This window comes from Bacteroidota bacterium (genome assembly GCA_016706255.1).
Lineage (GTDB): Bacteria > Bacteroidota > Bacteroidia > Chitinophagales > BACL12 > UBA7236.
This window is the reverse complement of sequence record JADJJZ010000027.1, coordinates 17,249-41,893: the sequence shown is the minus strand read 5'-3', so window position 1 is coordinate 41,893 and position 24,645 is coordinate 17,249. Positions and strand designations below refer to the sequence as shown.

Here is a 24,645-nt window from a genome sequence, read left to right as displayed (position 1 = left end):
CTATGAAACAAAAACCATCGGTGCAATGATTTTCAGAATTGCGTGTAACGCTTGTAATTGCAATCATTTCATTTTCACTATCAACGAACAATTAAATAAAAATCATAATGAATAAATTAATCTTAACTTTGCCGTAGGTCTTATTGCTATATAGTTGCTGGCATCCACAGACGAGAAATTAAGTGCTCAAACCAGAAATTGTTGAACGTCATGATCATCATCACGATGACGAAAGTGAAGCCATCGAACTTAAATTGGTGAAAATAGCAAGTGGATGCCAATAAGCTAACTCATATCAGAAACCTGGAAAATGATGTTGTTTTCCTTAGGGGTCGAGCAAAAAGGTTACAAATCATTATCGAAAAACTACAATCAAACATTGACGTTTACTCCTCAAATGCACTATGAAAGGCAAAGCCCACGATGAATTGCAAAAGTTTCTTTTCCATATTTGATTTGGTAAGAGAACTTTCAGAAGCTAAAACGGAACCGAAGCAACTCAAGCAATTTGAAAATATTCAAATTTCATTCACAACATTTAATCAATACTTCCAATGAACATAAAAGAATTACATACACAAGAAAAACCAGTTTCCAGCAACTCTTTCAAAAGTGAACTGGGTAACGCAACAGCTATTCAAATTTTGCAAAGCGAAAAATTAAAAGGAGCATATCACCAAAACACCAGCACTTTGATTTGCGTTGAGGGGGAAGTGATTTTGAAAAATGAAAAAGGAATAAAAGAAACACTATTATCAGGCGACTTTGTAACATTGAACCAATGGTAAAACATTGGGTTGAAGGAACAATTGAAAGTCAATTAATTCTCATTAAGTAAAAAATTTGACAAATGAAGTTAGCGAATATTCACAAACATTATGTTGCTCGTTATTGTAATAGAGGCTTTCAATCTGCACAAGCACAAACTTGGACTTTGCAACAATGTATTGACACCGCACAGGTTCATAACAAAATCTGCAAATGAGCAGAAACAGTATGGCTATTGGCGAACAAAGAGAAAAGAAGCCAAAGCCAATTTAATCCCAAAAGTAACAGCCAATGCGGATTACAAGTATTTTACAAACCTGCCTTATCAGCTTTTACCTGTGAATGCTTTTAATCCTGCACTACCTGAAGGTGAATACAGAGCAATGCAGTTTGGCGTTCCGCACAACATCAACGCAAACTTGCAACTCTCAATGCCATTGTATAATCCACAAGTTTATGGTGCTATACAAACAACAAAAATCGCTTCGGAATTGACCGACTTACAGTATCAAAAAACGGAGGAGCAAATCTATTTTGAAATTTCCAATTTGTATTACAATGCCCAAATCTTGCATCATCAATTGGCATTTATTGACAGTAATCTGATTAATGCAGAAAGACTTAAAAAATATGCAATTGCTCAATGAACAATTGCTTGCCAAAGGAACAGATGTAAGCAAGGTAAAATTGCAAGTATCACAATTAACCACCCAAAAGGAAACCATCAAAAGCAAATACGAGCAGGTTCTAAATGCGTTGAAATTTGCTATGGGTATTTCCATTGAACAAAATCTGCAAATTGAAGCAAACATTCAATATCAAAACACAAATGAATATTCAACTTCATCAACCTTAGATATTCGAATAATAAAAACTCAAAACCGCTTATTGTCGAGTGAACTCAACACACTCAACAAATCAAGGTATTTGCCATCGCTAAATCTGGTTGGAATGTATGGAACAACGGGCTTTGGTTATAACGGACAACCTGCTTCTTTTCTTGATTTTTATCCGATTGGTTTTGCAGGTATTCAATTGTCCTATCCACTATTTAACGGAACGGTTACACTTCGAAAAATAAATCAGAAAACGCTTGAACTCCGAAACAATGAACTTCAATTTGGATTGCTTACCGAGCAAAACAATATGCAAGTTGAAAATGCCAAAATACAAAGAGAAGTCGCTAAAAAAACGGTAGAAACCACAACCGAACAAATACAATTGGCACAAACAATCTATGAGCAAACCGTTCTTCAACAGAAACAAGGAACGGCAAGTTTAACCGATGTTTTGCTTGCAGACAATGCTTTGCGTGAAGCACAACAAACCTACCTATCTGCTGTAATTGATTACCTAAAAGCAGATTTAGAACTAAAAAAACTCACAGGAAATATTTCAACAACCAAATAATTATCACAATGAATACAAAATCATCAATCCTAAAAAAAGCACTCTACGTCATCATTCCGTTGGCGATAATTGCCATTGTGGTAATTAAGTTGAAAACAAACAAGGAAATTACGCAGAGTAAAGTCTATCAATACGATAAAGAAGAAGCTATAAATGTTCAAGTAGATACATTGCAACTTGAAAATGTGAATGCAGAATTTTCTTATTCAGGCACATTTGAGCCCAACAAGGAAACAAAAATAAGTGCCGAATTACAAGGGAAAATTAACACCATTTTAGTTGATGCTGGAAGCGTTGTAAGTAAAGGTCAAACTTTAATTCAATTGGATAATTCATTGCTGAAATTGCAACTGCAAACTATTGAAGTGCAAATAGAAGGATTGGAAGCAGATGTAAATCGCTATACCATTTTGGCTAAAGCAGATGCCATTCAAGGTGTTCAATTAGAAAAAGCAGAATTAGGTTTGAAATCTGCAAAAGTTCAGAAAGCGACTTTGTTGGAGCAGATAAACAAAACGACCATCAAAGCACCTTTTAACGGAGTAGTTACTGCAAAATTAAGTGAAGAAGGAGCTTTTGCTGCACCGGCGTTCCATTGCTCCAAATAACGGACATTACAACTTTAAAATTCACCGTAAATGTTCCCGAAAAAGATTTAAGTCAGTTCAAATTAAATCAAAGCTATTCGCTTACGGCAGATGCCTATTCTGAAATTCTATTGACTGGAAAAACTACTATGATTGGCAGTAAAGCCAATATGGGCAGTAGTTTTCCTGTTCAGTTTACGGTAAATAACACATCGGACTTGAAAATAAAATCTGGGATGTTTGGTAAAGTTTTACTCAAAAGCGAAACGTCTGGAAAGGGAATTATCATACCCTCATCTGCTATACAAGGCACAGATAACCAACCACAGGTTTATGTTTTGCAAAATGGCAAAGCAATTTTGCAAAATATCACTATTTTAAAAAAGATACAGAACAAAGCAGTTGTTTCAAATGGATTAAATGAAGGTGATGTAATTGTAACGAATGGCTTCATCAATCTTTTTGATGGGGCAAATGTAACTGTTAAATAAAATCAGCGAAAAATGAATATTACAGAAATATCAATCAAACGTCCTTCGCTGATTATAGTGCTTTTCAGCGTATTTACTTTATTAGGATTTATCGGGTATAAAAATTTGAGTTACGAATTGATGCCCGACTTTAATCAGCCCGTAGTTGTAATTAAAACTGTTTACCCTGGTGCCGAACCAAACGAAGTAGAAACATCCGTTTCACGAAAAATAGAAGATGCTTTATCCAACTTGGAGGTGTAGATTACTTGGTTACAAAATCATTGCCCAATGCTTCTATCATCATAGCCAATCTAAAATATGGGACAGATTTGGATAAGTCAATGCAAGATGCACAACGCTACATTGACAACATTCGCAAAGATTTACCACAGGATATTTTAAGTCCTGTAATGAGTAAAGTTTCGCCAAATGATTTGCCGATAATGTCTATCAGTGCAACAAGTGATTTGTCTGCCACAGAGTTTTATCAAAAAATGAAAGATGATTATCTGCCCCAAATTCAACAAATAAAGGGTGTAGCAGAGATTACTGTTTTAGGTGGAGAGGAAAGAGAAATACAAGTAAAAATAAATCAGGACAAACTGAAATTGTATAAAATATCAATGGTTCAGGTTGTTGAAGCAATTAATCGTTCTGGTTTAGACTTGCCTGCTGGAAAGGTGCAAACCGAAAAAGAAAGTAATTCAGTTCGTTTAACGGGAAAATTCGCATCTATTGAGGATATTAAAAATGTCCAAGTCGCTATGCCTGTTTTAGGAAGTCCAGTTTATGTAAAAGACATAGCAGATGTAATTGATGGTATAAAAGAAACAACTTCCATCAGTCGCTACAACGGTAAAAACGGCATTGGTTTAATGCTGAAAAAACAAGGAGATGCAAACGCAGTAGATGTTTCAAAAGCAGTTCGGGAGAAATTTCAATCTATCGAACAACAAAATGCCAGTTCGGGTGTAAAATTTATTATTGCAGACGATAGCACCGATAACACGATTGCAGCCGTTAATTCCGTTGTTTTTGATTTAATCTTAGCGGTATTATTGGTGTCGTTAGTGATGCTTTTATTTCTGCGAAGTTTTAGAAATTCTTTAATCGTTTTGGTAGCTATTCCAACATCTTTAGTTACCGCATTCGCTGTGATGTGGCTTTTGGGTTACACCTTAAACTTAATGACCTTACTGGCAATGTCTTTAATCATTGGTATTTTGGTTGATGATGCCACCGTAGTTTTAGAAAACATACAAAAGCACTTAGACAAAGGAAAAGACAAACGAACTGCTGCAATGGATGGTCGTATGGAAATTGGCTTTGCGGCATTGTCAATTACATTAGTTGACGTAGTGGTATTTTTACCAATTCTTTTTTTACAAGTGTTTGTTGCTGATATGCTCAAGCAGTTTTCGGTTGTAGTAGTAACTTCTACTCTCACCAGTTTATTGGTTGGTTTTACTTTAACGCCTTGGATGGCTTCTCGTATTGGCAAAAAAGAAGACTTACAACCTACCAATTTTTTCAATCGCTTTTTACTATGGTTTGAAATTCAATTAGAAAACTTTAATGAATGGTATGGTCGAAGATTAGAATGGGTATTGAGCCATAAATTAGCTTTTACAGGTATCGTTATTGTGCTTTTTGCAATGACTTTAGGCATTATGAAACAAGGAATTATTGGTAAAGAATTAATATCAACAGGAGACCAAGGTAAATTTAGAATGGCTTTAGAGTTTGATAAATCCACATCTATACAACAGAACAACTTAATTGCTCAAAAAATTGAAACATACATTATTCAACAACCCGAAGTAGCAACAGTATTCAGCAATATTGGCGGACCAAGCACTGGGATTGGAAGTTTGGGTGTAGGTTCTGCAAACAAAACAGAATTTACCATTCAATTAAAATCTAAAAAGGAACTTAAAAATGTGCCGACCGAAACATTTATGAAAAAACTTAGAGAAGACCTAAAGTTAAAATTTCCAAGTATAAATTATTCAATGGCAGCTTTAGGTTTAATACCTCGTTCAGCTCCTATTGAAATTACATTGAGCGGAAGCAATTTAGATTTGGTGATGAAAACGGGTGATGAATTGAAATCGGTAATTGAAAAAATTCCCGGAGCAGATAATGTTCGCTTGTCCGTTGAAGCAGGTAGTCCCGAATACAAAATAATTCCAGACAAAGATAAAATGCAACGATTAGGTTTAACAACCGCTTATGTTGGATTGAACCTAAGAACTGCATTTACAGGTAATGAAGATGCAACGCTTACTGAGAACGGAACAGAATATCCTGTAAGAATTTGGTTAGACGAATTTAACCGACAAAACTTTGAAGATGTTCAACAACTTTCGATCATTAACCCAATGGGAATACCAGTTGAAGTTTCACAGTTTGCAAGCGTAGAGCAAGACAATTCTCCGTCATTGTTAGAACGAAAAGACCGACAACCAGCAGTTACTTTAACAGCAGACGCATTAGGCAGACCATCAGGAACTGTAGCAGACGATGTAGTTGCTTATCTAAAAGAAAATCCATTGCCAAACGGAATACAAATGACTTGGGGTAGCGACATCAAAAGACAGAATGATAGTTTTGGAGCATTGGGTTCCGTTTTACTCATTTCATTTTTGCTGATTTACTTGATTATGGTAGCACTGTATGACAGCTTTGTTTATCCATTTGTGGTATTGTTTTCTATACCAGTTGCAGCAATTGGTGCGTTTTTCGCTTTGAATTTGTCATTAAGTAATTTGAGTTTATTCGCCTTACTCGGTTTAATTATGCTAATGGGCTTAGTGGTAAAAAACGCTATTCTAATTGTGGATTTTACTAATCAATTAAAAGCAGAAGGTAAACATTTTAAAGAAGCCTTAATCATTGCAGGAAAAGGTCGTATGCGACCAATCCTAATGACAACTCTTTCAATGGTTGTTGGTATGCTTCCCATTGCAATGGCAACAGGAACAGCAGCAGAATGGAAAAACGGTTTGGCTTGGGTAATCATTGGCGGACTTCTATCATCTTTAATTTTGACCGTGTTTTTAGTGCCAATGGTCTATTATTTAGTTGACACAGCGAAAGAAAAATTAGCAAAAGAAATTAGTCATCGCACAGGTGTAAGCACATTTGCAATTCGCACAAGCCAACGCACAGATCAAAAATTGCAAAAGAGCTTACACCTTTATCACCCAAAGAAAAATTATTTTTTAAAATTTCCTTCCCTTCTAAAATTTTTAAAACCGCTACTCACAGCCGACACAAACAGGCCCATTCGCAACTCGACAATGACAGCGAAACTCACAGCGGACAATGACTTTACAACCTCGACAGACAGAAGGCCAGCTTATAACAGCGGTTTGGCAAAAGTGGCGGTTCAGTGCTTCGTATGACATTTTTTCGTATAATTGAAGTGAGGTTCTTCGTATGAAGTTTGGTGGTAAAAATCGCCACCTTCGCCAAGCCGCCAACCGTTAAAGACTTACCTTCAGGTTGTTACATTATTTCAATTACAAACCCTTCTGGTAAAAAATACATTTCACAATTTATCAAAATGCAATGAAAAAAATGATTAATATTTCCCGAATTATTGAATATTCAAAGTTTTCTGCAATTTTCATTTTATTTAAACCGGATGCAAATGCGCAGGTAATATACACCGATATTGACCCTGACTTTATATTTGATGAAAGCCCTGAAGGAAGCTGGTTGGATATTGATAATAACGGCAGTTTGGATTTTGGACTACAGAATTATTCATTTACGGTTTATTCGTTCTCATTGCAAGAAACCTACACATTCAAATTCTTGCAGGTGTTTAGATATAATTCAATGAATGGCCTAGCGGGTGATGAAAGTAATTATCCATTTGCCTTATACGGTGGCGAAATAATAAATTATGAATTAAATTGGCAAAATTCCTTAATTCAGCTTCTAGCTACAAATCGATACCACTCTGGTATTCCATTTGACAATTGTTCAAATTGCAATTGGTATAATGAATCTATTATAGAAACTATAGATCACTATTTAGGGATACGATTTATTGACTTCGACAGCAATTTACATTATGGCTGGATTCGTTGCGATGTAATTGACTCTGGCCGGACATTAATTGTAAAGGATTACGCCTACGAAGTTGAACCTGATTATCCAATTGTTGCAGGTGCGACATGGCATTATACTGACATTCATGACGCATTTAGTTCTGGTTCATATTCAATTTATAGTTGGGGCAAAAACGTTTATATTCATTCGACAGAACAAACATTTAATGAATTTAAAATTGAAAACCTGACGGGAGAATTAATATTGACCGGAATAATTAATAATCAATATCAGATAGTTGAATTAAATCATTTACCAGCGGGAGTTTATATTGTAACAATTCATAATAACTTTAAACAATATACTGAAAAAATCATACTCTAGTAGCCTGTAAACCACAGGTTATAACATAGGCTTTGACAAAATTTGTTTTTGTGGGGCAGAGAGGTAGAATAACCTTTCTGCCCTTATCAAAGGTTTAATAAAATAAGAACCGGGACTTTTCCTCTCCCACAAAAACAAACTTCGCAAAGCCCCGGTCGTTAAAGGCAATTTTAAGACCGAGTGTAACCGAACTAAACTGAATAAATATGGGAATGTTTTTATCATTATCAAGCGTTATTGGAAAGACACAGAACGAAGTTTGTGCCAGCTTGACGAATTATGCAAAATCAGTTAATGGTGGACTTCAACAAGAAAACCTCACTACCGACAATGACAATTGTTGCGTAATAGAAGAAGGTAATAATAACGTGACCGTTTTTTATCCGAACGGTTACCTTGAATGGGACAATTCATCCAAGTTTATATCCAAAGAATTAAAGACATCTGTTTTTTCATTTCATATTCACGATGGCGACTTGTGGATGTATGTTCTTTATTCTGACGGTGAAATTGTTGACCAATTTAATCCTATCCCTGACTATTGGGACAATGACATAAGTGACGAAGAAATTGAAAGTTGGAAAGGCAACGCTTTTGAAATTGCGAAATATATTCCAGGACTGAACTCAAAAGAAATTGAGAACTATATAACAAGATGGGACTTGGACAGCGAAGAAAATAATAAAGCATATCCTGACGATGAGTTTACAAACGAAGATTGGCAATTACTTGACTTTATGAAAAAATTAAAACTGCCTTATCCTCTTGACGACAACTTTCAACCCAAAGGACAAGTATATAAGCTGTGGACAAAAGAACTTCCTTTAAGACCAATTAGTAATTCAACAACATCATCAAAGACAAGAGAAGCAAACATAAACAAACCTTGGTGGAAACTATGGTAATCACTGATGAACAAATACAAAACTGCCTATAACACAACCTAAATCCCATTTGGGCATTCGGCTTCGGCTTTTGCAAAAGCGGTAGACAATTAGTTAATTTTCGCTTTGCAAAAGTCTATTAAACATTTATCTTTAAACTAACATTTCGGTAGACAAAGTTTCAAACTCCAAACGGGAATTTAGCTTGAAACCGTTAACGGTTATTGTAACGACACAAACCAAGAATAAAAATGCCAAGACTTTTGAAAATAATTTATCTCTGTTCAATAGTTCCCCTGCTGACTGGCAGTGCGACTTTTTTTTATTGGTTTTATAAACGGACTTGGTTTGCAAGAAATGTAGACATAGAATTATTTGCTTTTTTCACAATACTCGGATTTTTATTGCTTGCTTTAGTAACCATTATACTTTGTATTGTTTTTATAGTTAAAAATCGGACTGACTGGAAAAAGATAATGATTCCTATTGTAATTGTTGGGCTGACTGTTCCTGTAATTGACCTCTATGGAACATTGTATACTTCTCTTTCCGACCAAGCATTTGTTCGCATAATTAACGACACCGACAAACAAATCAATAGAATTTGGTCAGACAATTTTGAAATGACCTATTTTGAAAATAAACAGAATGATTTTGTAATATCATTTTATCCCGTTTACACATACGACTGGACAACTGAGAATTCACTTGGGTTTAATTATTATATTAACACAGTCAACATTGACTTAAAGCAAAAAAACGACTCCATTGTAACATATAATTTGCCAGAATTTTCAAAGGGCGACTGCGAGACAATTAAACTGACTGAAATTATCAATGGTAAATAAACAACGAACCGCTAACAAGCACATTTGCGACAGCGGGGCGACGCCCACCTCAGAATAATTTTCGATAACCTAAAACTTCGTATTTTTATTAAAGATTTTCGATTGCCTTCCCCGCCGTCGCAAATCTGCAAAACGTTAAATCCAATTTTGTGTATAGAGAAGCAGAATTAAAAATATGGTAGTGAAAAGCAAAAGGAAGCCCTGGTTAAAATGGTTAATCATTTTTTTAGCAATTATTTTTGCGATTATAGACTTTTATCCTGAATTTAATGTGCCGCAATTTAGGTATACAGGCTCTGATCCAAATCATTTTGTTTGGAATATTGGTTATCCTTTGGCTCTCTTTATTTTTGATAATGAAAATTCTCCCTTTATATTTGCTGGGCCTGTGTTTTTTATTGCTTTACCTATACAAATCTTAATAATAATGGCGGTGCATTTTGCAAGAATTTTAATCAAGAAAAACAACCGCTAACAAGCACATTTGCGACAGCGGGGCGACGCCCACCTCAGAATAATTTTCGATAACCTAAAACTTCGTATTTTTATTAAAGATTTTCGATTGCCTTCCCCGCCGTCGCAAATCTGCAAAACGTTAGCCGTCATTGTACCGAAACTGACGACAGAACTAAAACTTACAAAATTTATTGATAAGTATAAAGAAATGGAAAATAAAAAACTTGATATAAAATTAAGGCCAACAGAAATTGAAGATTTGGACACTTTATTTCTGTTTCAAACGGACACAGAAGGTGGATATTTAGCAGCATTTATGTCAAAAGACCCAACAGACAAAACAGCATATATCGACAAATGGTCATAGTTATTATCCAATCCAACAATAAATAGTCAGACAATTATTATTGACAAAACTATTGTTGGAAGTATTGCAAAGTTTGTAATGGAAGGCGACACCGAAATTACATATTGGATAGACAGGAAATTTTGGGGCAAGGTATTGCAACAAAAGCATTAAACGAACTTCTTACAATTGAAACAATTAGACCAATTTTGCCTCACAAAAGGTTTTAGAAAAAAATGGATTTGTAAAAGTTGTCACTGACAAAGCTTTTGCAAATGCACGACAAGAAGACATTGATGAGTATATTTATAAATTGACTGAATGAAAACCACACCAGTTTTTTTACAAGAACTAAAAACATCGTTGCCCAAAAGCTCTTATGAACAAAGAAAAATGTGGGCAATCTATATTTTAGAGAAGAACATAGACTTAAAAGAACTAGCAGAACTATTAAAGTACGAAAAAGAGATTGCTACTAAGTTTTTATGGATGCTTAGTGATATTGGAATTTTAAGCCCTAATAGATTATTGAGTGAGCTTTCTTATTTATTGACTTTATGTAGTACCATTAACCAAGATTACAAAACTTATTTTGCCTCATATTGGTTATATGTAGGTGTTCCATCTGAAAATGAAGGTGAAGCAATAGACTTATTATTTCAATTTATAGTATCACCCAAAACGAATATAACTGTTAAGTCAAGGTCTGCTTTAGTTTTGTTTAATCTTACAAAAAAATATCCTGAACTCAAAAATGAGTTGAGGTATTCTTTAAAAGACCAGTTAAATAAATACTCAAAAGACTTTGACAAAAGAGTTGCAAGAATATTAAAGCTAATAGATGAATGACAAAAGAAAAACAACGAGCCGCTAACATCGGTTTTGCGAAATTGGGGCTGATGTACTAAATTTTAGCATTGGAATTCTATTGAGCATTTGTGCTAATTTGAACATTTGTACTTTGAATTCCCCAACATCGCAAAGTTGAGAACCGTTACCGGTCATTGTATGGCAACATAAACAGACAGAAAATAATAATAACTAAAAACAAAAAATATGACAACAATGGAAACATCTTACAAAAATTGCCAGTCATGCGGAATGCCTTTGAAGCGGGACGAAAAAGGCGGAGGAACAAATGCCGATGGAAGTATCAGCAAAATGTATTGTTCTTATTGCTTCGAAAAAGGAGAATTCACTTATAAAGGAACTGATGTAAAAGAATTTCAAGAATTGAACAAACAAAAAATGATGGAAGGTGGACATTTCAAATTCACATCATGGTTATTTACCAGAGGAATGAAGCGTTTGGATAGGTGGAAAAACAAATAACCAATAAAAAAACTGTGAACATCAGACAGTTTCATCTCGACAACTTTATTTTCGCGGAAACTTGCGTTCTCGGAAAGCGGACAATAACGAAAAACAAAACAACGTGGACCTTCATATATAATTTCAGGAGAACCCAGCTTTGAAAATTGGATTCGAATTAATGGAATAATGTGGAATTTTGATATTAATTTCCGACTGCATTATAATTGATTGGCAGCAGTTAACAAAGTTTTACACAATTGCGGCTTTGATTTAAATTGAATATATTTGTTTTGCAGGACGCTTTTCTTTAGCGGGAGTTTCGTTTTTAGATTCCGCTGCTGCGTAAAGCCCTTAGCGTTATAAGCCATTTTAAAAATACCAATCACTATGAAAAACATTCTAATTTTATATTTTTTGTCCCTTATTTCAATTGCTGCATTTGGTCAATTAGAAGATGATTTTTACATACTTAATTTTGATGACTCCTTAAATTTACAACATTTAACTATTGATACATCTTCAAACCCAAATAACATCTGGCAGGTTGGTTTGCCCCAAAAAACAATTTTTTCAAGTGCGTTCTCACCGCTGAATGCTATTGCAACTGATACTTTAAATGCGTATCCATCAAATGACACATCGAGTTTCATTTTGACAAATATCGCTTCCGGACTTGGTTTTACTTGGCCACATACAGTAATACTTTCGGGACAATATTTTGTTAATTCGGATACCTTAACAGATTTTGGAATTATTGAAATGTCGCCTGACAATGGCAATACATGGATTGATTTAATAAACGATACTATTAACGCTTATGCTATACAGTGGAATGTAACAAAGCCAACTTTGACAGGAAATTCAAATGGTTGGTTAAATTTTTATGCGAACATCGCCAATCTTGGACCTATCTTTAACATACAAATTGGAGATACAATATTATATCGTTTCACTTTTATAAGTGACAGCATTCAGACTTTTAAGGACGGTCTTATGTTTGATGATTTTCATTTTGAAGATTATGCAGAGGGAATTGAAGAAATTCAAAATGACAACTTAATATCGGTTTATCCAAATCCTGTTAATGACCAACTATCGATAAAGATAAATAAAATTAGTTCTTCTCAGACAATTCAAATCACAAATTATCAAGGCCAAGTGGTATACGACAATAAATATTTTCAAGACAGTTATATTGATACGAAACATTTAAACAGTGGTTTGTATTTCTTAAGATATTCAGACACAAAATCATTTACAGTAAAGAAATTTGTGGTGAATCATTAATAGTGTGCTTATGGACAGAAGAAAAACGGCTTATAATAGCCGGTGCAAGAAACTTCTATGTGCCATTTGTGCAAGGTTCAACATCAGTAATTCTATTGAACTTTAGTGTAAAAATCCCCCACATCGCCAAGCCGAAAAATGTTAGCTGAAACCCTACGACCAACTTTTGGGGCATCACCAAATAAGCATCTCCTCACAAAAAAACAAAGCAAAAACATCCCCAAAAAGGGGCTGTTTTGTTATTTATAGCGCATCAACTGACTTTTTCAGCTTTGAAAAGTGTGAATGATGTAACTATTCTCTGTAATTATAAAATGCTCGAGAACACTAATAGTATCAATTTTGTATAGTTGAAATTTTACAATAAAATGTAATATCACTAAACAAAATAAAATATGAACAATACAGAAAATCTAAACAATAAAGAAGCAATTGACAAATTGAAAAGTTTGGTCGATGATATAATGGTTTGTCTCTTTTGCACCAATTTGAAAACAGACGATGGCGCTACTTGCCGACCTATGTCCGCAATAAAAGTTTGCGACCAGGGCAATATTTGGTTTTTCAGCGAAAAGAACAGCGATAAAAATAAGGCCATTGCAGCAGATAAAATTGTGCAACTCTTTTTTCTCATCCTGCAAAGAGCAGTTTCTTAGTTGTAAACGGTGAAGCAGAAATAATTTTTGATAAGAAAAAAATTGAAGAACTATGGACTCCTCTTGCCAAAACTTGGTTTAAAGAGGGTAAGGACGATCCTAATATTTCTATAATTAAGGTTATCCCAACTACAGCTTACTACTGGGATACAGACGGGAACAAATGATAAACTTCTTAAAGATGGTAGCATCGGTTTGTTACAGGAACAAATTTAGTTACTAGTACAGAAGGTGAATTAAAGGTTTAATTAAAATCAAAAGCATTTTCTCATTTCACAAATAATTAATAAGAACAATTATATATTTATATAATGAATAACTGAATTATCAATTGGTGATTGAAACTCAGTAAAGAATTTTAATTTAATGGCAGCAACAAAAAGGTTACCCACTGCATGGAAATTCATCATTGCAATTATACTATGCGAAAGTGTAGGAATAATCAGCGGACTTTTAGCAAGTGCAAACAACAACCCATGGTTTGACGCACTAAACAAACCAACATGGAATCCACCTGCATATCTTTTTGGGCCGGTGTGGACAACGCTATACTTACTCATGGGAATTTCATTAGGCATAATTTGGAATAACAACTCAACCGAACCAAACAAACGTAAAGCTTATTTCTTATTTGCACTACAACTATTTCTTAATTTTTGGTGGAGTATTATATTCTTTCACTTTCATTCCCCTGCATTCGCATTACTAGATATTATTATAATGGTGGTTATTATCATAATCACCATATTTACTTTTTCTTCGTTTTCAAAACTTGCTGCTTGGTTGCTTGTGCCCTATATTTCATGGGTCTCATTCGCCACGATTTTAAATTTTACGATATGGAATTTAAATCATTGAAATTTTGGGCAGTAATTTTATAATCCAAAACAAATCCACTGTACTTTTTCACAAATTTATTTTTTACCACTGCACTGGCTGAGTGCAAACTTGCACCAAGATCACTTCGGAGTGTAAGAAGGGCTTCTGCTATTAGGGGTTTAGCAAAAGTGGCGGTTTAATGCTACGTATGAAGGTTTGTGGTGAAATCGCCACCTTGGCCGAGCTGCGAAACGTTAACAACAAGCGCAAAATCAATCATCCGACAATGAAAATATTTTTGTATACAAAGGAAATTACATTCATTTGAACTATTTTTGTGTTGCCAGGTAGCGTGTCAAAATCTTATGAAAAATATTGACAAAAACAGTTTAGAAAATGCATATCGATTATTCGAATCGAATGACATCAATAACATAGAAATCGGCACGACTAAAGGTTTAAAAGAAATACACCGTTATTTGTTTGATGGCTTATACGATTTTGCCGGTGAAATCCGAAAACTTAATATTTCTAAAGGTGCTTTTAGATTTGCAAATGCATTGTATCTTAAAGAAATTCTCGTAAAAATTGAACAAATGCCTGAAAGCTCTTTTGAAGAAATTATTGCTAAATATGTCGAAATGAATATTGCACATCCATTTATGGAAGGTAATGGCAGATCAATGCGCATTTGGCTAGATATGATTTTAAAAAAGCAGCTTAAAAAAGTTGTCAACTGGCAATTTATTGACAAAACTCTTTATTTACAATCAATGGAGAGAAGTCCAATCAATGATTTGGAATTAAGAACGCTGATAAAGGGAAATTTAACCGACCAGGTCGATAATAGAGAAATTATTTTTAAAGGAATTGAACAGTCATATTATTATGAAGGTTACGAAAAGGGCGAACAATAACGTCTTCCGACACAATGCAAACTAAAACTTCGATAGACAGCAGAGCCACTGCTTAAAGGCGCTTGGCAAAAAAGCGGGTTCAGTGTTTAAATGAAGCCTTGTGCTTCGTATCATGTTTCGTGCTGGCAGACAGTTTAGTGCTTCGAAATTCGCTTCTTCGCAAAGCCCGAAATCGTTATAAACCATTTTAGGAAACACTAAAACTAAAAATATCAGACATTTGCAGAATGAATGATAACGATACCAAAAGACTTTCAAGACTTGTTGCGATTTTAACACAGTTGCAAACAAGACGACTTGTAACATCTACTAAACTTGCTGAAAAATTTGGCGTTAGCACAAGAACAATTTATAGGGATTTAAAAGCATTAGCACAAGCAGGTGTTCCGGTTTTGACAGAAGATGGTAAAGGTTATACTTTGATGGAAGGTTACAAAATTCCACCAATTATGTTTAATGAGAACCAAGCAAACGCATTAATTCTTTCAGAACAATTGGTTTTAAAAAATAAGAGACAGTTCATTAATTAAAGATTATGGCGAAGCCATTGACAAGATAAAAGCAGTTTTAAGACAAACCGAGAAAGACAAAGCTAACTTACTTTCATTAAGAACAAAATTTGCGAAACTTGATAATTATGAAATAAATAGCAACATATTATCTTCTTTACAAACTGCACTTACCAATTTTTATCTTGTAAATTTTGAATACATCAACGCAAAAAATAAACAAAGCAAAAGAACTGTTGAGCCTTTTGCTTTATTAAACATCTCAGAAGGTTGGTTGTTGGTTGCCTATTGTCGTCTGCGAAAAGAATTTCGCTATTTTCGGTTGGACAGAATTCAAAAACTGCATGTTCAACGAGAAAATTTCACACCTCATAAAATGACGCTACAAGAGTTTTTTGAAAAATATCACGACCAATAAACACCCTTGACATACTGTTGTCACAAGCTCATTTTACTTTTGTATTGTAATAATTAAAAAAGAAATAAAATGAGTATCAAAAATTAATTTCAAGCTATGCGGCTTACAATTTAAGTGCTAATCAGCAATTTGTAAAATGGTTAAACAACCAATCAGAAGAACAACTTCAAAAAGATGTTCAATCTAGTTTTAACGGTATTCTTCAAACATTAAACCATATTTGGGCTATTGAAGAAATGTGGTGTACTAACCTCTTCAAAAACACGGATGCCGTAAATCGATATGGTATAAAAGACCTAAAACCCAAGGAGGTATTTGAAGGATTACTAAATAGATCGTCAATTATTGCTGAGAAAGTAAACCAATTAACAGAAGAGGAATTATCTGAAAAAGTGCATATCAAAACACCTTGGTTTGAAGCAAACCTTACACTTGTAGAATATCTGCAACATTTATTTAATCACGGCACGTATCATCGTGGGCAAATTGTAACAATTGCTGGTTTGACTTTACTGAAATACCCTCAACAGATTTTCTATTTTTCTCTATAATGACTTCTAACAAATAAACTTTATAGAATTTTGACCAAGACAGTATCATTTTACTTTGGTGTGATAGTTTAATGCTCAAGAAGCAGATACTCCTTTGCTTTCGTCAATATAAAAAAGTGACGGTCAAATTTTTTAGTTTTGATTTGAGCATTGGCGGTGGGTATGAAATGTCCTTTTTTTATCTGTTTGCTTTCATGAAAATTACTAGTTTACCTCGAAACAGCTGAAAACGCAACAAAGACGGAACCGAATCTTTGTGTAAAAAACTCGTTGAATTTGTTTCAAAATGTTAGGAGCAGTGCAACTCAAGGCAGTCATTTTTTGTATAGTTAGGTTTTTTTTGTGACAGGGTAAAGTGGGTGGGATGCTGACTTTTATGACATTAGTCAAGTGGTTCACCTTAGCTGCATTTTTGTAATTTTGATAAAATGTGACATTTTTGGGGTTCACGGCATACCTTGAATTTGCGGGTTATGGCGTTGAACTATTGAATAACGCATATTTTTGGCAATCAAATTTTGGGCAGCATCTTACTTTATTGCGTAAATAATGCTGAATGGGAGAAATTTGTGTAATGAGGTTGTGTATATAACGCTGTTACAGGGCATTTTAAGGAGACCGACAATGAACACAGAAATAAGACAAGGACAATTTGAGGTAATTGACAGCTTTGCGATTAGACGCAGGAATGAATTTTATTTAATCGGAAAATTAAAAGAAGGTACAGTGCAAGAAAATTGGTTCATAAATGTGCCATTTAACCAATCACTTTCAATGACCTTTAGAATTAAAGCGATAGAAGATGTTGAAATTTCAAGTGAAGATAATAAATACAAACTGCTCATAGTTTCTGGCGACAATGAAATCATTGGCCTATTACTCGGACTCAAAATAGAGAGCGAATATTTAAATATTACAATTGAAGGACAAGATTAATGAAAGGTTATCTATACATAGACAATGATAATATTGGAGAAGTGAATTTTTCAATCATAGATGAAAGTATGGGTGGAATTGGCGGTAACTTAATTGCAAACCATAATTACAAAAAATATCAGCCGACTATCCAACAACATTTTGAGAAGCAAGGAATTTCTAACATAGACAACTTTAATTTTCGAATTATTCTTGAGGATAACACAGAATTAAAACCGGAAGGTGGCATTGGTGTGACTGACTCCGCTGACTTTGACGAAATTTATGTTGAATCTACTGGGTTGGACTTATCAAAATTTCCAAAATGACAATGGACAAAAAAACGTCCTATAACAGGACATTTGCAATAGTCGGGTTTTCGCCATGGTCAGCTTTATGTTTAAAGAAAGTTCGTATCTTCGAATGAAACATTTGTGACGAAATTCCCTCTCATCGCAAATCTGCAAAAAACATTGTGCGTCATATAAATAGAGATTCAATGAAAAAAGAGAATTCATCATTTTACGGAATAAAATGGTTTACAGGTATTGCGTTTTGTTTTTTTATAACGTCTTGTAATGGGCAAGCGAATAAAACTGATAAACAAAATATAATAAAAGAAAAGGGAACAGATATATTTCCAAATTTCAACAATCAGATAAGTGACGTTGTAAGGACTATTTTTCAAGATAGCAAGGGAAACATTTGGTTTGGAGCCCAGGGGGGAGCGTTCAAACTAGCTGGCGATTCGTTAATTTATATTGATAGCATTAGAAGCGAATCAGGCGGAAGAGTAACAATTAAAGACATTGCAGAAGATAAAGATGGGATAATTTGGTTTGGACATACTGATGGTATTAGCAGTATTGACGGTACATCTGTGACCAATTATTACGAATCAGATGGCTTAATAAGCAATGATGTTTGGTGCATTGAGACGGATGTCAATGGTAATGTTTGGGTTGGGACCATAGAAGGTGTTTGTATTTTTGATGGAAAAGTATTCAATAATTTCGACCTGCCGGAAGGGAAGATGGATACAACTGTTGGTGTATCAAGTACCAAAATGATTCATAGTATACTTGAAGATAGTAAGGGAACAATATGGTTTTGTACTAATGCAGGTATATTTTCATATACAAATAAAAATTTAAAGAATATTTCAAACGAAGTAGGTGTTCCAACAAATTTTGTTAGCAAAATAGTTGAAGACAAAAAAGGTGGATTCTGGGTTTCGACTTCAAAAGGACTTTTTTATCTCAAAGAGAATATCCTTACCAATATTTCAGAATTGCATTTTGAAGAAAGCAAAGGAACAGGCAGTATAATTGTGGATTTTAAGGGTGATACCTGGTTTAACTGCTCTCGCAGTATATACAGATTAAGTGGTGAGAAACTCACTGAATATCGAATAGAAGAAGGAAATTATGGTCCGCTGACTTTTCAAATTTACGAAGACCGGCAAAGACGACTTTGGTTTGTGGGGTATGGTGGAGCATATCGTTATGAAAATGACAGATTTATAAATGTTACAAAGAACGGACCTTGGTAAAAAATAGGAACGCATAACAGCACCTTCAAGAAATTGGCGTTTCAATGCCTCATATGACAGTTTTTTGGTTAATCAAACATTATTTTTTAAATAAAGTCTTGCCGGTAAAAGTCCCGCCCTTCGGGTAGCTGCAACACAGTAGCTGTCATTGCAAAAAGACACAGAACGAACCCACGACAGAACCAAAGAATTGAAAAAACAGTAATTTGGCATAGAAAAATCAAAACGACAATGGATATAAAATTTGAAGCCGGAATTAATATTGCGATTAAAATTCCGAAAAGTAAAGTACGACCAAACGGTTGCTTTTTACAAAAATATTTTGAAGTTAGAAGTTGAAGAGAAGCCAATTGACAACCCTACCATTTCCAGAACTCATGAAGTAAAGTTTGGTAATATTGTTATTTGGTTAGACTGCGTTGACAACTATACACACTCAGAAACCTGGTTGCAGCTTACTGTTCCAGACGTAGCAGACGCGACAAGTTATTTGCTATTGAATGGCGTTGAGACGTGTGACGAAATTGAAAAACTTCCTAAGAATATGCATTGGATTCAGGACCCAGCAGGAACAGTTTTTAATTTACAAGGGAGATAAACAGATTAATATCAAGGCAAAAAACAACGAACCGCTAAAAACAGATTGGCAAAATGGGGTTTAGTGCTTAACTACACGATGAGACTGCTGAAAAATTACAATTAATAGCAATTAGTGGAGGAGAGAATGAAATAATTCATCCATTTCGTATTGCGATAAGATTGTTTACTTCGGAAACTTATGAAATAAATCACTGGCCATACATCTTAGGCAAAAATAAAATAAAAGACTTATGATAGAATGTTATCTTATATCGATTGAAGAAATGAAGCTACCGCAAACAGCACATTTACACTCGGCGGGGTTTCATATTTTGGAGCTCAGCGGCGGCTGATGGTTACAAAAAATTTGTATCTTCGAAAAACGGTTTGCGTTTGAATACCCGTCCATCGCAAATTTGCAAATAGTTATAGCCAATTTTAAAAAGATATTAATATGGACTACAAACTGAGTGACTATGTAAAAAGGCTTCGCTCAAACAAAAATCAATTGTTTAGGGACTTAAAACCAAGAGACCGAATTGTTAAAATAATTGAAACCTATATTTTACCAGAAATTTCTTATTTAGGCTACTCATTTGTTAAAACAAAAATGCAACTTGAACGTAATGTTGGAAGTTTTAAACAAGTTGTATGGTTTAGAACAAATAGTAAAAATTACAAAGATGAAGTTGTTGAATTTGCAATTCATTTAAAGGTCGAGAATGAAGAATACTCCAGAATTCGAAAAACATATGACTATTCACCTGATTATTATTACCACAATGACAATTCAAATTTAGCTTTTATTGCAGAGACGGTAGAAAATCTAAGTGAGTGGGAAAACCAACGAGATGAATATTGGTATTCATTACATCTTAATGACAATATTGAAATAGTAAATGAAATAATTAAAAATATTGTTTCTACAACTTCAACATACCTTGACGAAAACTCAGACTTTGAGAAGTCATTAGCATTCCGTGTAAATAAATTCCACCGTCTAGACTACATGGCCCTGTTGTATATACCTGATATTCTCATCTTATCCAAAAAATTAAACAGGATTAATATTCAAAAAATGATACTAGAGAAGTTGATGGTTCAGTGGTTAATGAATTTGGGGTATCCTATTAAGTGCTGTGCAGGCAGACAGTTCTGTGCTTCGAAATCGCCAACTTTTAGTAGTTGTAAAATGTTAGCTGGCGACATACTAACATCAAACTGACTGCAGGAAAGAAACAGAATTAAAACATTCGACAACATGAATACCGACCTAGTTTTATACTACAAAGACAGAGCAGAAGAATATGAGAAAATATATTCTAAACCAGAACGCCAAGAGGATTTGAAAAGTGCAGCAACAATTTTGCAAGAAATTTTTGCCGACAAACAAGTATTGGAAATTGCTTGTGGAACAGGTTATTGGACAGAGAAAATTGCTGTAACGGCAACTTCTATTTTGCGACCGACATCAATGAATCTGTTATTGAAATTGCTAAGAAAAAGATTTCTCAAGCAAGCAAGTTTCGTTTGGAATTGCTGACATCTACAATTTTTCTGGCAATAATAAATTTGAAACTTTGTTTGGCGGGTTTATTTGGAGTCATGTTTTACTGCAAGACCTTGACAACTTTCTTACAACAGTAAACAGGTTGGTTTCTCCTGGTGGCACAGTAGTTTTTATGGATAACAATTTTGTTGAAGGGAGTAATCTTCCTATTACAAAAAGGGACGAACAGGGCAACAGCTTTCAGACAAGAAAGCTTGAAGACAACACTACCCATTTAGTTTTGAAAAACTTCCCGACAGAAATATTTTTACAACAGAAACTTAAAGACATTGGCGGTGAAATTAAGTTTTTCAACTTGACTTATTATTGGATAATATGCTACACTACTAAGACAAATAATAGAAATGAATAAACAGAATTTGTAATTCCAGGCTGTCGCAATCAGGATGGGAAGTTGCACGAACACATAATAGCAGATTTGCGCTAAGCGGAGTTTCGTGCTCGGCAGATCAGCCGCGACTGATGGTTATAGAAAATTTGTATCTTCGAATGAACATTTATTATAAAATGCCAGCACATCGCAAATGTGCGTAACTGTAACAACTGACCCAAAGCCATCATATGGTATGAGTCACAGTATGGGATATAGTATTCAATTTTATTCACCTACAACAAAATACTTCTGTTCAAGACTTCAAGATTATTATTGGGCGACAGACAAGGACAATCATCCTAAAACAAAATTATGGCAATTAGTGACCAACAAGCTGAAAGATATCAAACAAGAATAACGGCACATAACTGCGTATAAAAGCAACAATATGATAAACATTGGCATTAAGATATTATTCAAAACAACAAATTTAATTTTGGTTCTTTTGACACTTCAATTCTCATCTTGCACAGGACAAGTGAAAGAAAAATCTGTTACTGATACATTGGAGAATGAAGTAAACACACAACCAATCACTGTAAATCAAAGCACAGTCTTTCCGCAAATTCATACCAATTTAAATGGAATGGTTAGTGAGTTTGTAAGGTCAATGTATCAGGACAAAAAAGGGAACTATTGGTTTGGAACAAATGGAAATGGTATTATCCATTATGATGGACGAATACTTGAAAAAATCACAATTGAAGGTATCAGTCCACATTTTAGGGTTTTAGAGATTGTAGAAGATGAAGTAGGTAATATTTGGTTCGGAACATCCGAAGGACTTATAAAATACGATGGCGTAAAATTTAAAACATTTTCATTCAAAGAAGGACTGCCAGGTGTGAATCCGGAAATTTGGGGTTTATTAATTGACAAAAACGGACTTATTTGGGTTGGGGCGACAGGCGGAGTTAGTCATTTTAACGGGGAAAAGTTTATACCTTTTTCGTTGCCAGTTTCAAAAGTCGAAAATGCAAAACCGATGCTATCTGATAAATTGGTTTTTAAAATCATTGAAGACAACAAAGGAAATATGTGGTTTGTTACTGATGGGAATGGAATTTTTAAATATAAAAATGGAGTATTTATTCATCTAACAGCTAAAAAAGAACTCACCGATAATAACGCTGCAGATATTTTAGAAGACAAACAAGGAAATATATGGATTGGAACTTTTAATGGCGGTGTGAGCAAATTTGATGGTAAAACATATACCAACTTCACAAAGGCTGGAATTATCGCAGGTGTAGAAGCTTATAATTTTTATGAAGATAGCAAAGGGAATATTTGGTTTACGGCTGAAGGTTATGGTGTTTACCGTTATGATGGCAATAATTTCAAGCAATTCACAACAGATGATGGTTTAACCTCCAATGTCACACTTAGTATTCTCGAAGATAAAAAAGGGCAAATTTGGTTTGGAAGTTGGCAAAGGACTATGCATTTTTGATGGAGAAAAATTCGTGAATGCTAAAGACAAGGAAACTTGGACGAACTAAAAGTATTGGACTGAAGTTCGCAATCTACTGATCAATTGGGACAAAAAAGTAATTAATGGTACGTGAAATTAAGAATAGGATAGAAATAACCACAGCAGAATAACAGCACATTTACAATAGGGTGGGTTTCGCGCACCGCAAATCAGTGGCGACTGATGGTTAGGAAAATTTGTATCTTCGAATAAACGTTTGTGTTGGAATGCCCGTTCATGCGTGGGCAACAGTAATCGGGCTTGCCATCTCATTATCTATTTGGATAAAAATAGATTTTAGAAAATCAATCTTATAAAAAAGGGTGGTAGAAACCCAGCCTGTAACACATTTGCAAAAGGTGGATTTTTTATTCTGCTGAGAGATTTTTAGTTACTGAAATATTTGTAACTTCGAATTAACATATTTAGGAAAACACCCAACCTTTACAAATATTCAAAAATTAATAGTGTTTTAATGAAAAGATTAACGACCTTATTAATATATACCCTAACAGTCTTGTCAACGCTAATTGGCCAAACAGTTAGACCGGAAATTGAGAAAATCGTAAACGGTATTGCCAAAGATAATGTGCTGAAAAGTGAAGGAGTTGGATATGCAGGAATTAGGACCGATCAATGGGACAGATATATTGCTTTAAAGGAGCATGCAACTAATGAAGAACTTATAGCACTTACAGATCACAAAAATGGTGTAGTACGTTGTTATTCTTTTGAGGCGCTGGCAACAAGAAAGGATTCAAATATTTATTCGGTTTTAATTAAGCATTTAACAGACACTGCAATTATTCCAACTTTTCAGGGTTGTTAATTAGTTCTTTAAGTGTTGGCGATTATTTTCTTGAAGTTGTAACACCACAACATGTTAATTTAGATGCTTATAAACTTACAGAAATTGAAAGAAAAAATTGATAGTATTATAATATTCGGTAAAAATGTCAAACTAAATGCTAAATCTGAAGTTTTAAAAAAAATAAAACCTGAACCACATTACTATAATAGAATACGTGAAATATTAATTAACGAAAAAGATGATAATGCACTTATTGCACTTTCAAAATTTCAGCAACAACAAGATAAAGAATTTATAATTGAACGACTCACGTCAAACAATCAAAACATTCAATATTATGGATTACAAGCTGTAAAATATTTTCCGGATAGTGCATTTTTTACTTATTTGTCTGCCATTCATTCCGATGAAATTAAGAAATCCACAGGCTTTAACCACTCGTTGATTAGAGTATTATATCTAGCTATAGTTCAATATAAAAACCCACAATCAAGAGAACTTTTAGAGCTAACTTTAAACACGACATCCAAATTGGCATTTCAGTATCATTCAGAATATATCTGGTTAGCACTCGAATTATACCCGGACACTATTTATGACGGAATACAACCAAGTTTAAGCATCTCACCATATCGGAAAAGAGAATTACAATTTTGGTTTGAAAATGAGGATAGGTAAACGG

Annotated in this window: 22 protein-coding genes and 7 pseudogenes; all 29 read left to right on the top strand. The window is 34.2% G+C overall.

Features of this window, described 5'->3' with window-relative positions:
* The first annotated feature begins 554 nt into the window (after positions 1–554).
* The 29 genes and pseudogenes from IPI65_17750 (at position 555) to IPI65_17610 (ending at position 24,641) form a co-directional block, all read left to right on the top strand.
* Positions 555–788, top strand: a complete 234-nt coding sequence (locus IPI65_17750) for a hypothetical protein (protein MBK7443274.1) — start codon at positions 555–557, stop codon at positions 786–788.
* A gap of 62 nt (positions 789–850) precedes the next feature.
* Positions 851–2,178, top strand: a pseudogene (locus tag IPI65_17745) (TolC family protein).
* A gap of 8 nt (positions 2,179–2,186) precedes the next feature.
* Positions 2,187–3,256, top strand: a pseudogene (locus IPI65_17740) (efflux RND transporter periplasmic adaptor subunit).
* Between the two features lie 12 nt (positions 3,257–3,268).
* Positions 3,269–6,345 (top strand): annotated as a pseudogene (locus tag IPI65_17735) (efflux RND transporter permease subunit).
* Between the two features lie 466 nt (positions 6,346–6,811).
* Positions 6,812–7,684: a T9SS type A sorting domain-containing protein gene (locus IPI65_17730; GenBank protein MBK7443273.1), complete on the top strand. Its 873-nt coding sequence runs from the start codon at positions 6,812–6,814 to the stop codon at positions 7,682–7,684.
* A gap of 206 nt (positions 7,685–7,890) precedes the next feature.
* Positions 7,891–8,589, top strand: coding sequence for a hypothetical protein (locus tag IPI65_17725; GenBank protein ID MBK7443272.1), 699 nt, complete (start codon positions 7,891–7,893; stop codon positions 8,587–8,589).
* A gap of 242 nt (positions 8,590–8,831) precedes the next feature.
* Positions 8,832–9,416, top strand: a complete 585-nt coding sequence (locus IPI65_17720; protein MBK7443271.1) for a hypothetical protein — start codon at positions 8,832–8,834, stop codon at positions 9,414–9,416.
* A gap of 181 nt (positions 9,417–9,597) precedes the next feature.
* Positions 9,598–9,891 (top strand): hypothetical protein, encoded by a 294-nt coding sequence (locus tag IPI65_17715; GenBank protein ID MBK7443270.1) that lies wholly within the window; start codon positions 9,598–9,600, stop codon positions 9,889–9,891.
* Between the two features lie 189 nt (positions 9,892–10,080).
* Positions 10,081–10,543, top strand: a pseudogene (locus IPI65_17710) (GNAT family N-acetyltransferase).
* On the top strand, positions 10,540–11,067 hold the full coding sequence (locus IPI65_17705) for a hypothetical protein (GenBank protein ID MBK7443269.1): 528 nt from the start codon (positions 10,540–10,542) through the stop codon (positions 11,065–11,067). Before IPI65_17710 ends, IPI65_17705 begins: the two are co-directional and overlap by 4 nt.
* Before the next feature lie 216 nt (positions 11,068–11,283).
* On the top strand, positions 11,284–11,550 hold the full coding sequence (locus IPI65_17700; protein ID MBK7443268.1) for a zinc ribbon domain-containing protein: 267 nt from the start codon (positions 11,284–11,286) through the stop codon (positions 11,548–11,550).
* Positions 11,551–11,919: 369 nt separating this feature from the next.
* The gene (locus tag IPI65_17695; GenBank protein ID MBK7443267.1) at positions 11,920–12,819 is read left to right on the top strand and encodes a T9SS type A sorting domain-containing protein; all 900 of its coding nucleotides are present in this window, start codon (positions 11,920–11,922) and stop codon (positions 12,817–12,819) included.
* 395 nt (positions 12,820–13,214) lie between these two features.
* Positions 13,215–13,475 (top strand): pyridoxamine 5'-phosphate oxidase family protein, encoded by a 261-nt coding sequence (locus IPI65_17690; GenBank protein ID MBK7443266.1) that lies wholly within the window; start codon positions 13,215–13,217, stop codon positions 13,473–13,475.
* Positions 13,439–13,642 (top strand): annotated as a pseudogene (locus tag IPI65_17685) (pyridoxamine 5'-phosphate oxidase family protein). The gene IPI65_17690 and the pseudogene IPI65_17685 overlap by 37 nt, the downstream one beginning before the upstream one ends.
* 199 nt (positions 13,643–13,841) lie before the next feature.
* The gene (locus IPI65_17680; GenBank protein ID MBK7443265.1) at positions 13,842–14,333 is read left to right on the top strand and encodes a tryptophan-rich sensory protein; all 492 of its coding nucleotides are present in this window, start codon (positions 13,842–13,844) and stop codon (positions 14,331–14,333) included.
* A gap of 326 nt (positions 14,334–14,659) precedes the next feature.
* Positions 14,660–15,211 (top strand): Fic family protein, encoded by a 552-nt coding sequence (locus IPI65_17675; GenBank protein ID MBK7443264.1) that lies wholly within the window; start codon positions 14,660–14,662, stop codon positions 15,209–15,211.
* Positions 15,212–15,438: 227 nt separating this feature from the next.
* Positions 15,439–16,138, top strand: a pseudogene (locus IPI65_17670) (YafY family transcriptional regulator).
* An 86-nt stretch (positions 16,139–16,224) separates the two neighbouring features.
* Entirely contained in the window at positions 16,225–16,689 is a 465-nt protein-coding gene (locus tag IPI65_17665; GenBank protein MBK7443263.1) for a DinB family protein, read from the top strand.
* A gap of 624 nt (positions 16,690–17,313) precedes the next feature.
* Complete coding sequence (locus IPI65_17660; GenBank protein ID MBK7443262.1) at positions 17,314–17,625, top strand: hypothetical protein; 312 nt, start codon at positions 17,314–17,316, stop codon at positions 17,623–17,625.
* On the top strand, positions 17,625–17,933 hold the full coding sequence (locus tag IPI65_17655; protein MBK7443261.1) for a hypothetical protein: 309 nt from the start codon (positions 17,625–17,627) through the stop codon (positions 17,931–17,933). Before IPI65_17660 ends, IPI65_17655 begins: the two co-directional genes overlap by 1 nt.
* A gap of 170 nt (positions 17,934–18,103) precedes the next feature.
* Positions 18,104–19,156: a hypothetical protein gene (locus IPI65_17650; GenBank protein MBK7443260.1), complete on the top strand. Its 1,053-nt coding sequence runs from the start codon at positions 18,104–18,106 to the stop codon at positions 19,154–19,156.
* 231 nt (positions 19,157–19,387) lie between these two features.
* Positions 19,388–19,754: pseudogene (locus tag IPI65_17645) on the top strand (hypothetical protein).
* 435 nt (positions 19,755–20,189) lie between these two features.
* Positions 20,190–20,960: a hypothetical protein gene (locus IPI65_17640; protein MBK7443259.1), complete on the top strand. Its 771-nt coding sequence runs from the start codon at positions 20,190–20,192 to the stop codon at positions 20,958–20,960.
* 36 nt (positions 20,961–20,996) lie between these two features.
* Positions 20,997–21,278: a hypothetical protein gene (locus IPI65_17635; GenBank protein ID MBK7443258.1), complete on the top strand. Its 282-nt coding sequence runs from the start codon at positions 20,997–20,999 to the stop codon at positions 21,276–21,278.
* Between the two features lie 37 nt (positions 21,279–21,315).
* Positions 21,316–21,657 (top strand): hypothetical protein, encoded by a 342-nt coding sequence (locus tag IPI65_17630; GenBank protein MBK7443257.1) that lies wholly within the window; start codon positions 21,316–21,318, stop codon positions 21,655–21,657.
* A 172-nt stretch (positions 21,658–21,829) separates the two neighbouring features.
* Positions 21,830–22,036: a hypothetical protein gene (locus IPI65_17625; GenBank protein ID MBK7443256.1), complete on the top strand. Its 207-nt coding sequence runs from the start codon at positions 21,830–21,832 to the stop codon at positions 22,034–22,036.
* Between the two features lie 87 nt (positions 22,037–22,123).
* Positions 22,124–23,131: a hypothetical protein gene (locus tag IPI65_17620; protein ID MBK7443255.1), complete on the top strand. Its 1,008-nt coding sequence runs from the start codon at positions 22,124–22,126 to the stop codon at positions 23,129–23,131.
* A gap of 496 nt (positions 23,132–23,627) precedes the next feature.
* Positions 23,628–23,981 carry a hypothetical protein gene (locus tag IPI65_17615; protein ID MBK7443254.1) on the top strand — a complete coding sequence of 118 codons (354 nt, stop codon included), beginning with the start codon at positions 23,628–23,630 and terminating at the stop codon, positions 23,979–23,981.
* A gap of 84 nt (positions 23,982–24,065) precedes the next feature.
* Entirely contained in the window at positions 24,066–24,641 is a 576-nt protein-coding gene (locus IPI65_17610) for a hypothetical protein (GenBank protein ID MBK7443253.1), read from the top strand.
* Positions 24,642–24,645 lie beyond the last annotated feature (4 nt).

Bases quoted from the DNA above. Each gene is read 5' to 3' on its own strand.
- IPI65_17750 (MBK7443274.1), top strand. From the start codon at position 555: ATGAACATAAAAGAATTACATACACAAGAAAAACCAGTTTCCAGCAAC.
- IPI65_17730 (MBK7443273.1), top strand. From the start codon at position 6,812: ATGAAAAAAATGATTAATATTTCCCGAATTATTGAATATTCAAAGTTT.
- IPI65_17725 (MBK7443272.1), top strand. From the start codon at position 7,891: ATGGGAATGTTTTTATCATTATCAAGCGTTATTGGAAAGACACAGAAC.
- IPI65_17705 (MBK7443269.1), top strand. From the start codon at position 10,540: ATGAAAACCACACCAGTTTTTTTACAAGAACTAAAAACATCGTTGCCC.
- IPI65_17700 (MBK7443268.1), top strand. From the start codon at position 11,284: ATGGAAACATCTTACAAAAATTGCCAGTCATGCGGAATGCCTTTGAAG.
- IPI65_17695 (MBK7443267.1), top strand. From the start codon at position 11,920: ATGAAAAACATTCTAATTTTATATTTTTTGTCCCTTATTTCAATTGCT.
- IPI65_17690 (MBK7443266.1), top strand. From the start codon at position 13,215: ATGAACAATACAGAAAATCTAAACAATAAAGAAGCAATTGACAAATTG.
- IPI65_17680 (MBK7443265.1), top strand. From the start codon at position 13,842: ATGGCAGCAACAAAAAGGTTACCCACTGCATGGAAATTCATCATTGCA.
- IPI65_17675 (MBK7443264.1), top strand. From the start codon at position 14,660: ATGAAAAATATTGACAAAAACAGTTTAGAAAATGCATATCGATTATTC.
- IPI65_17660 (MBK7443262.1), top strand. From the start codon at position 17,314: ATGAACACAGAAATAAGACAAGGACAATTTGAGGTAATTGACAGCTTT.
- IPI65_17655 (MBK7443261.1), top strand. From the start codon at position 17,625: ATGAAAGGTTATCTATACATAGACAATGATAATATTGGAGAAGTGAAT.
- IPI65_17650 (MBK7443260.1), top strand. From the start codon at position 18,104: ATGAAAAAAGAGAATTCATCATTTTACGGAATAAAATGGTTTACAGGT.
- IPI65_17640 (MBK7443259.1), top strand. From the start codon at position 20,190: ATGGACTACAAACTGAGTGACTATGTAAAAAGGCTTCGCTCAAACAAA.
- IPI65_17635 (MBK7443258.1), top strand. From the start codon at position 20,997: ATGAATACCGACCTAGTTTTATACTACAAAGACAGAGCAGAAGAATAT.
- IPI65_17625 (MBK7443256.1), top strand. From the start codon at position 21,830: ATGTGCGTAACTGTAACAACTGACCCAAAGCCATCATATGGTATGAGT.
- IPI65_17615 (MBK7443254.1), top strand. From the start codon at position 23,628: ATGAAAAGATTAACGACCTTATTAATATATACCCTAACAGTCTTGTCA.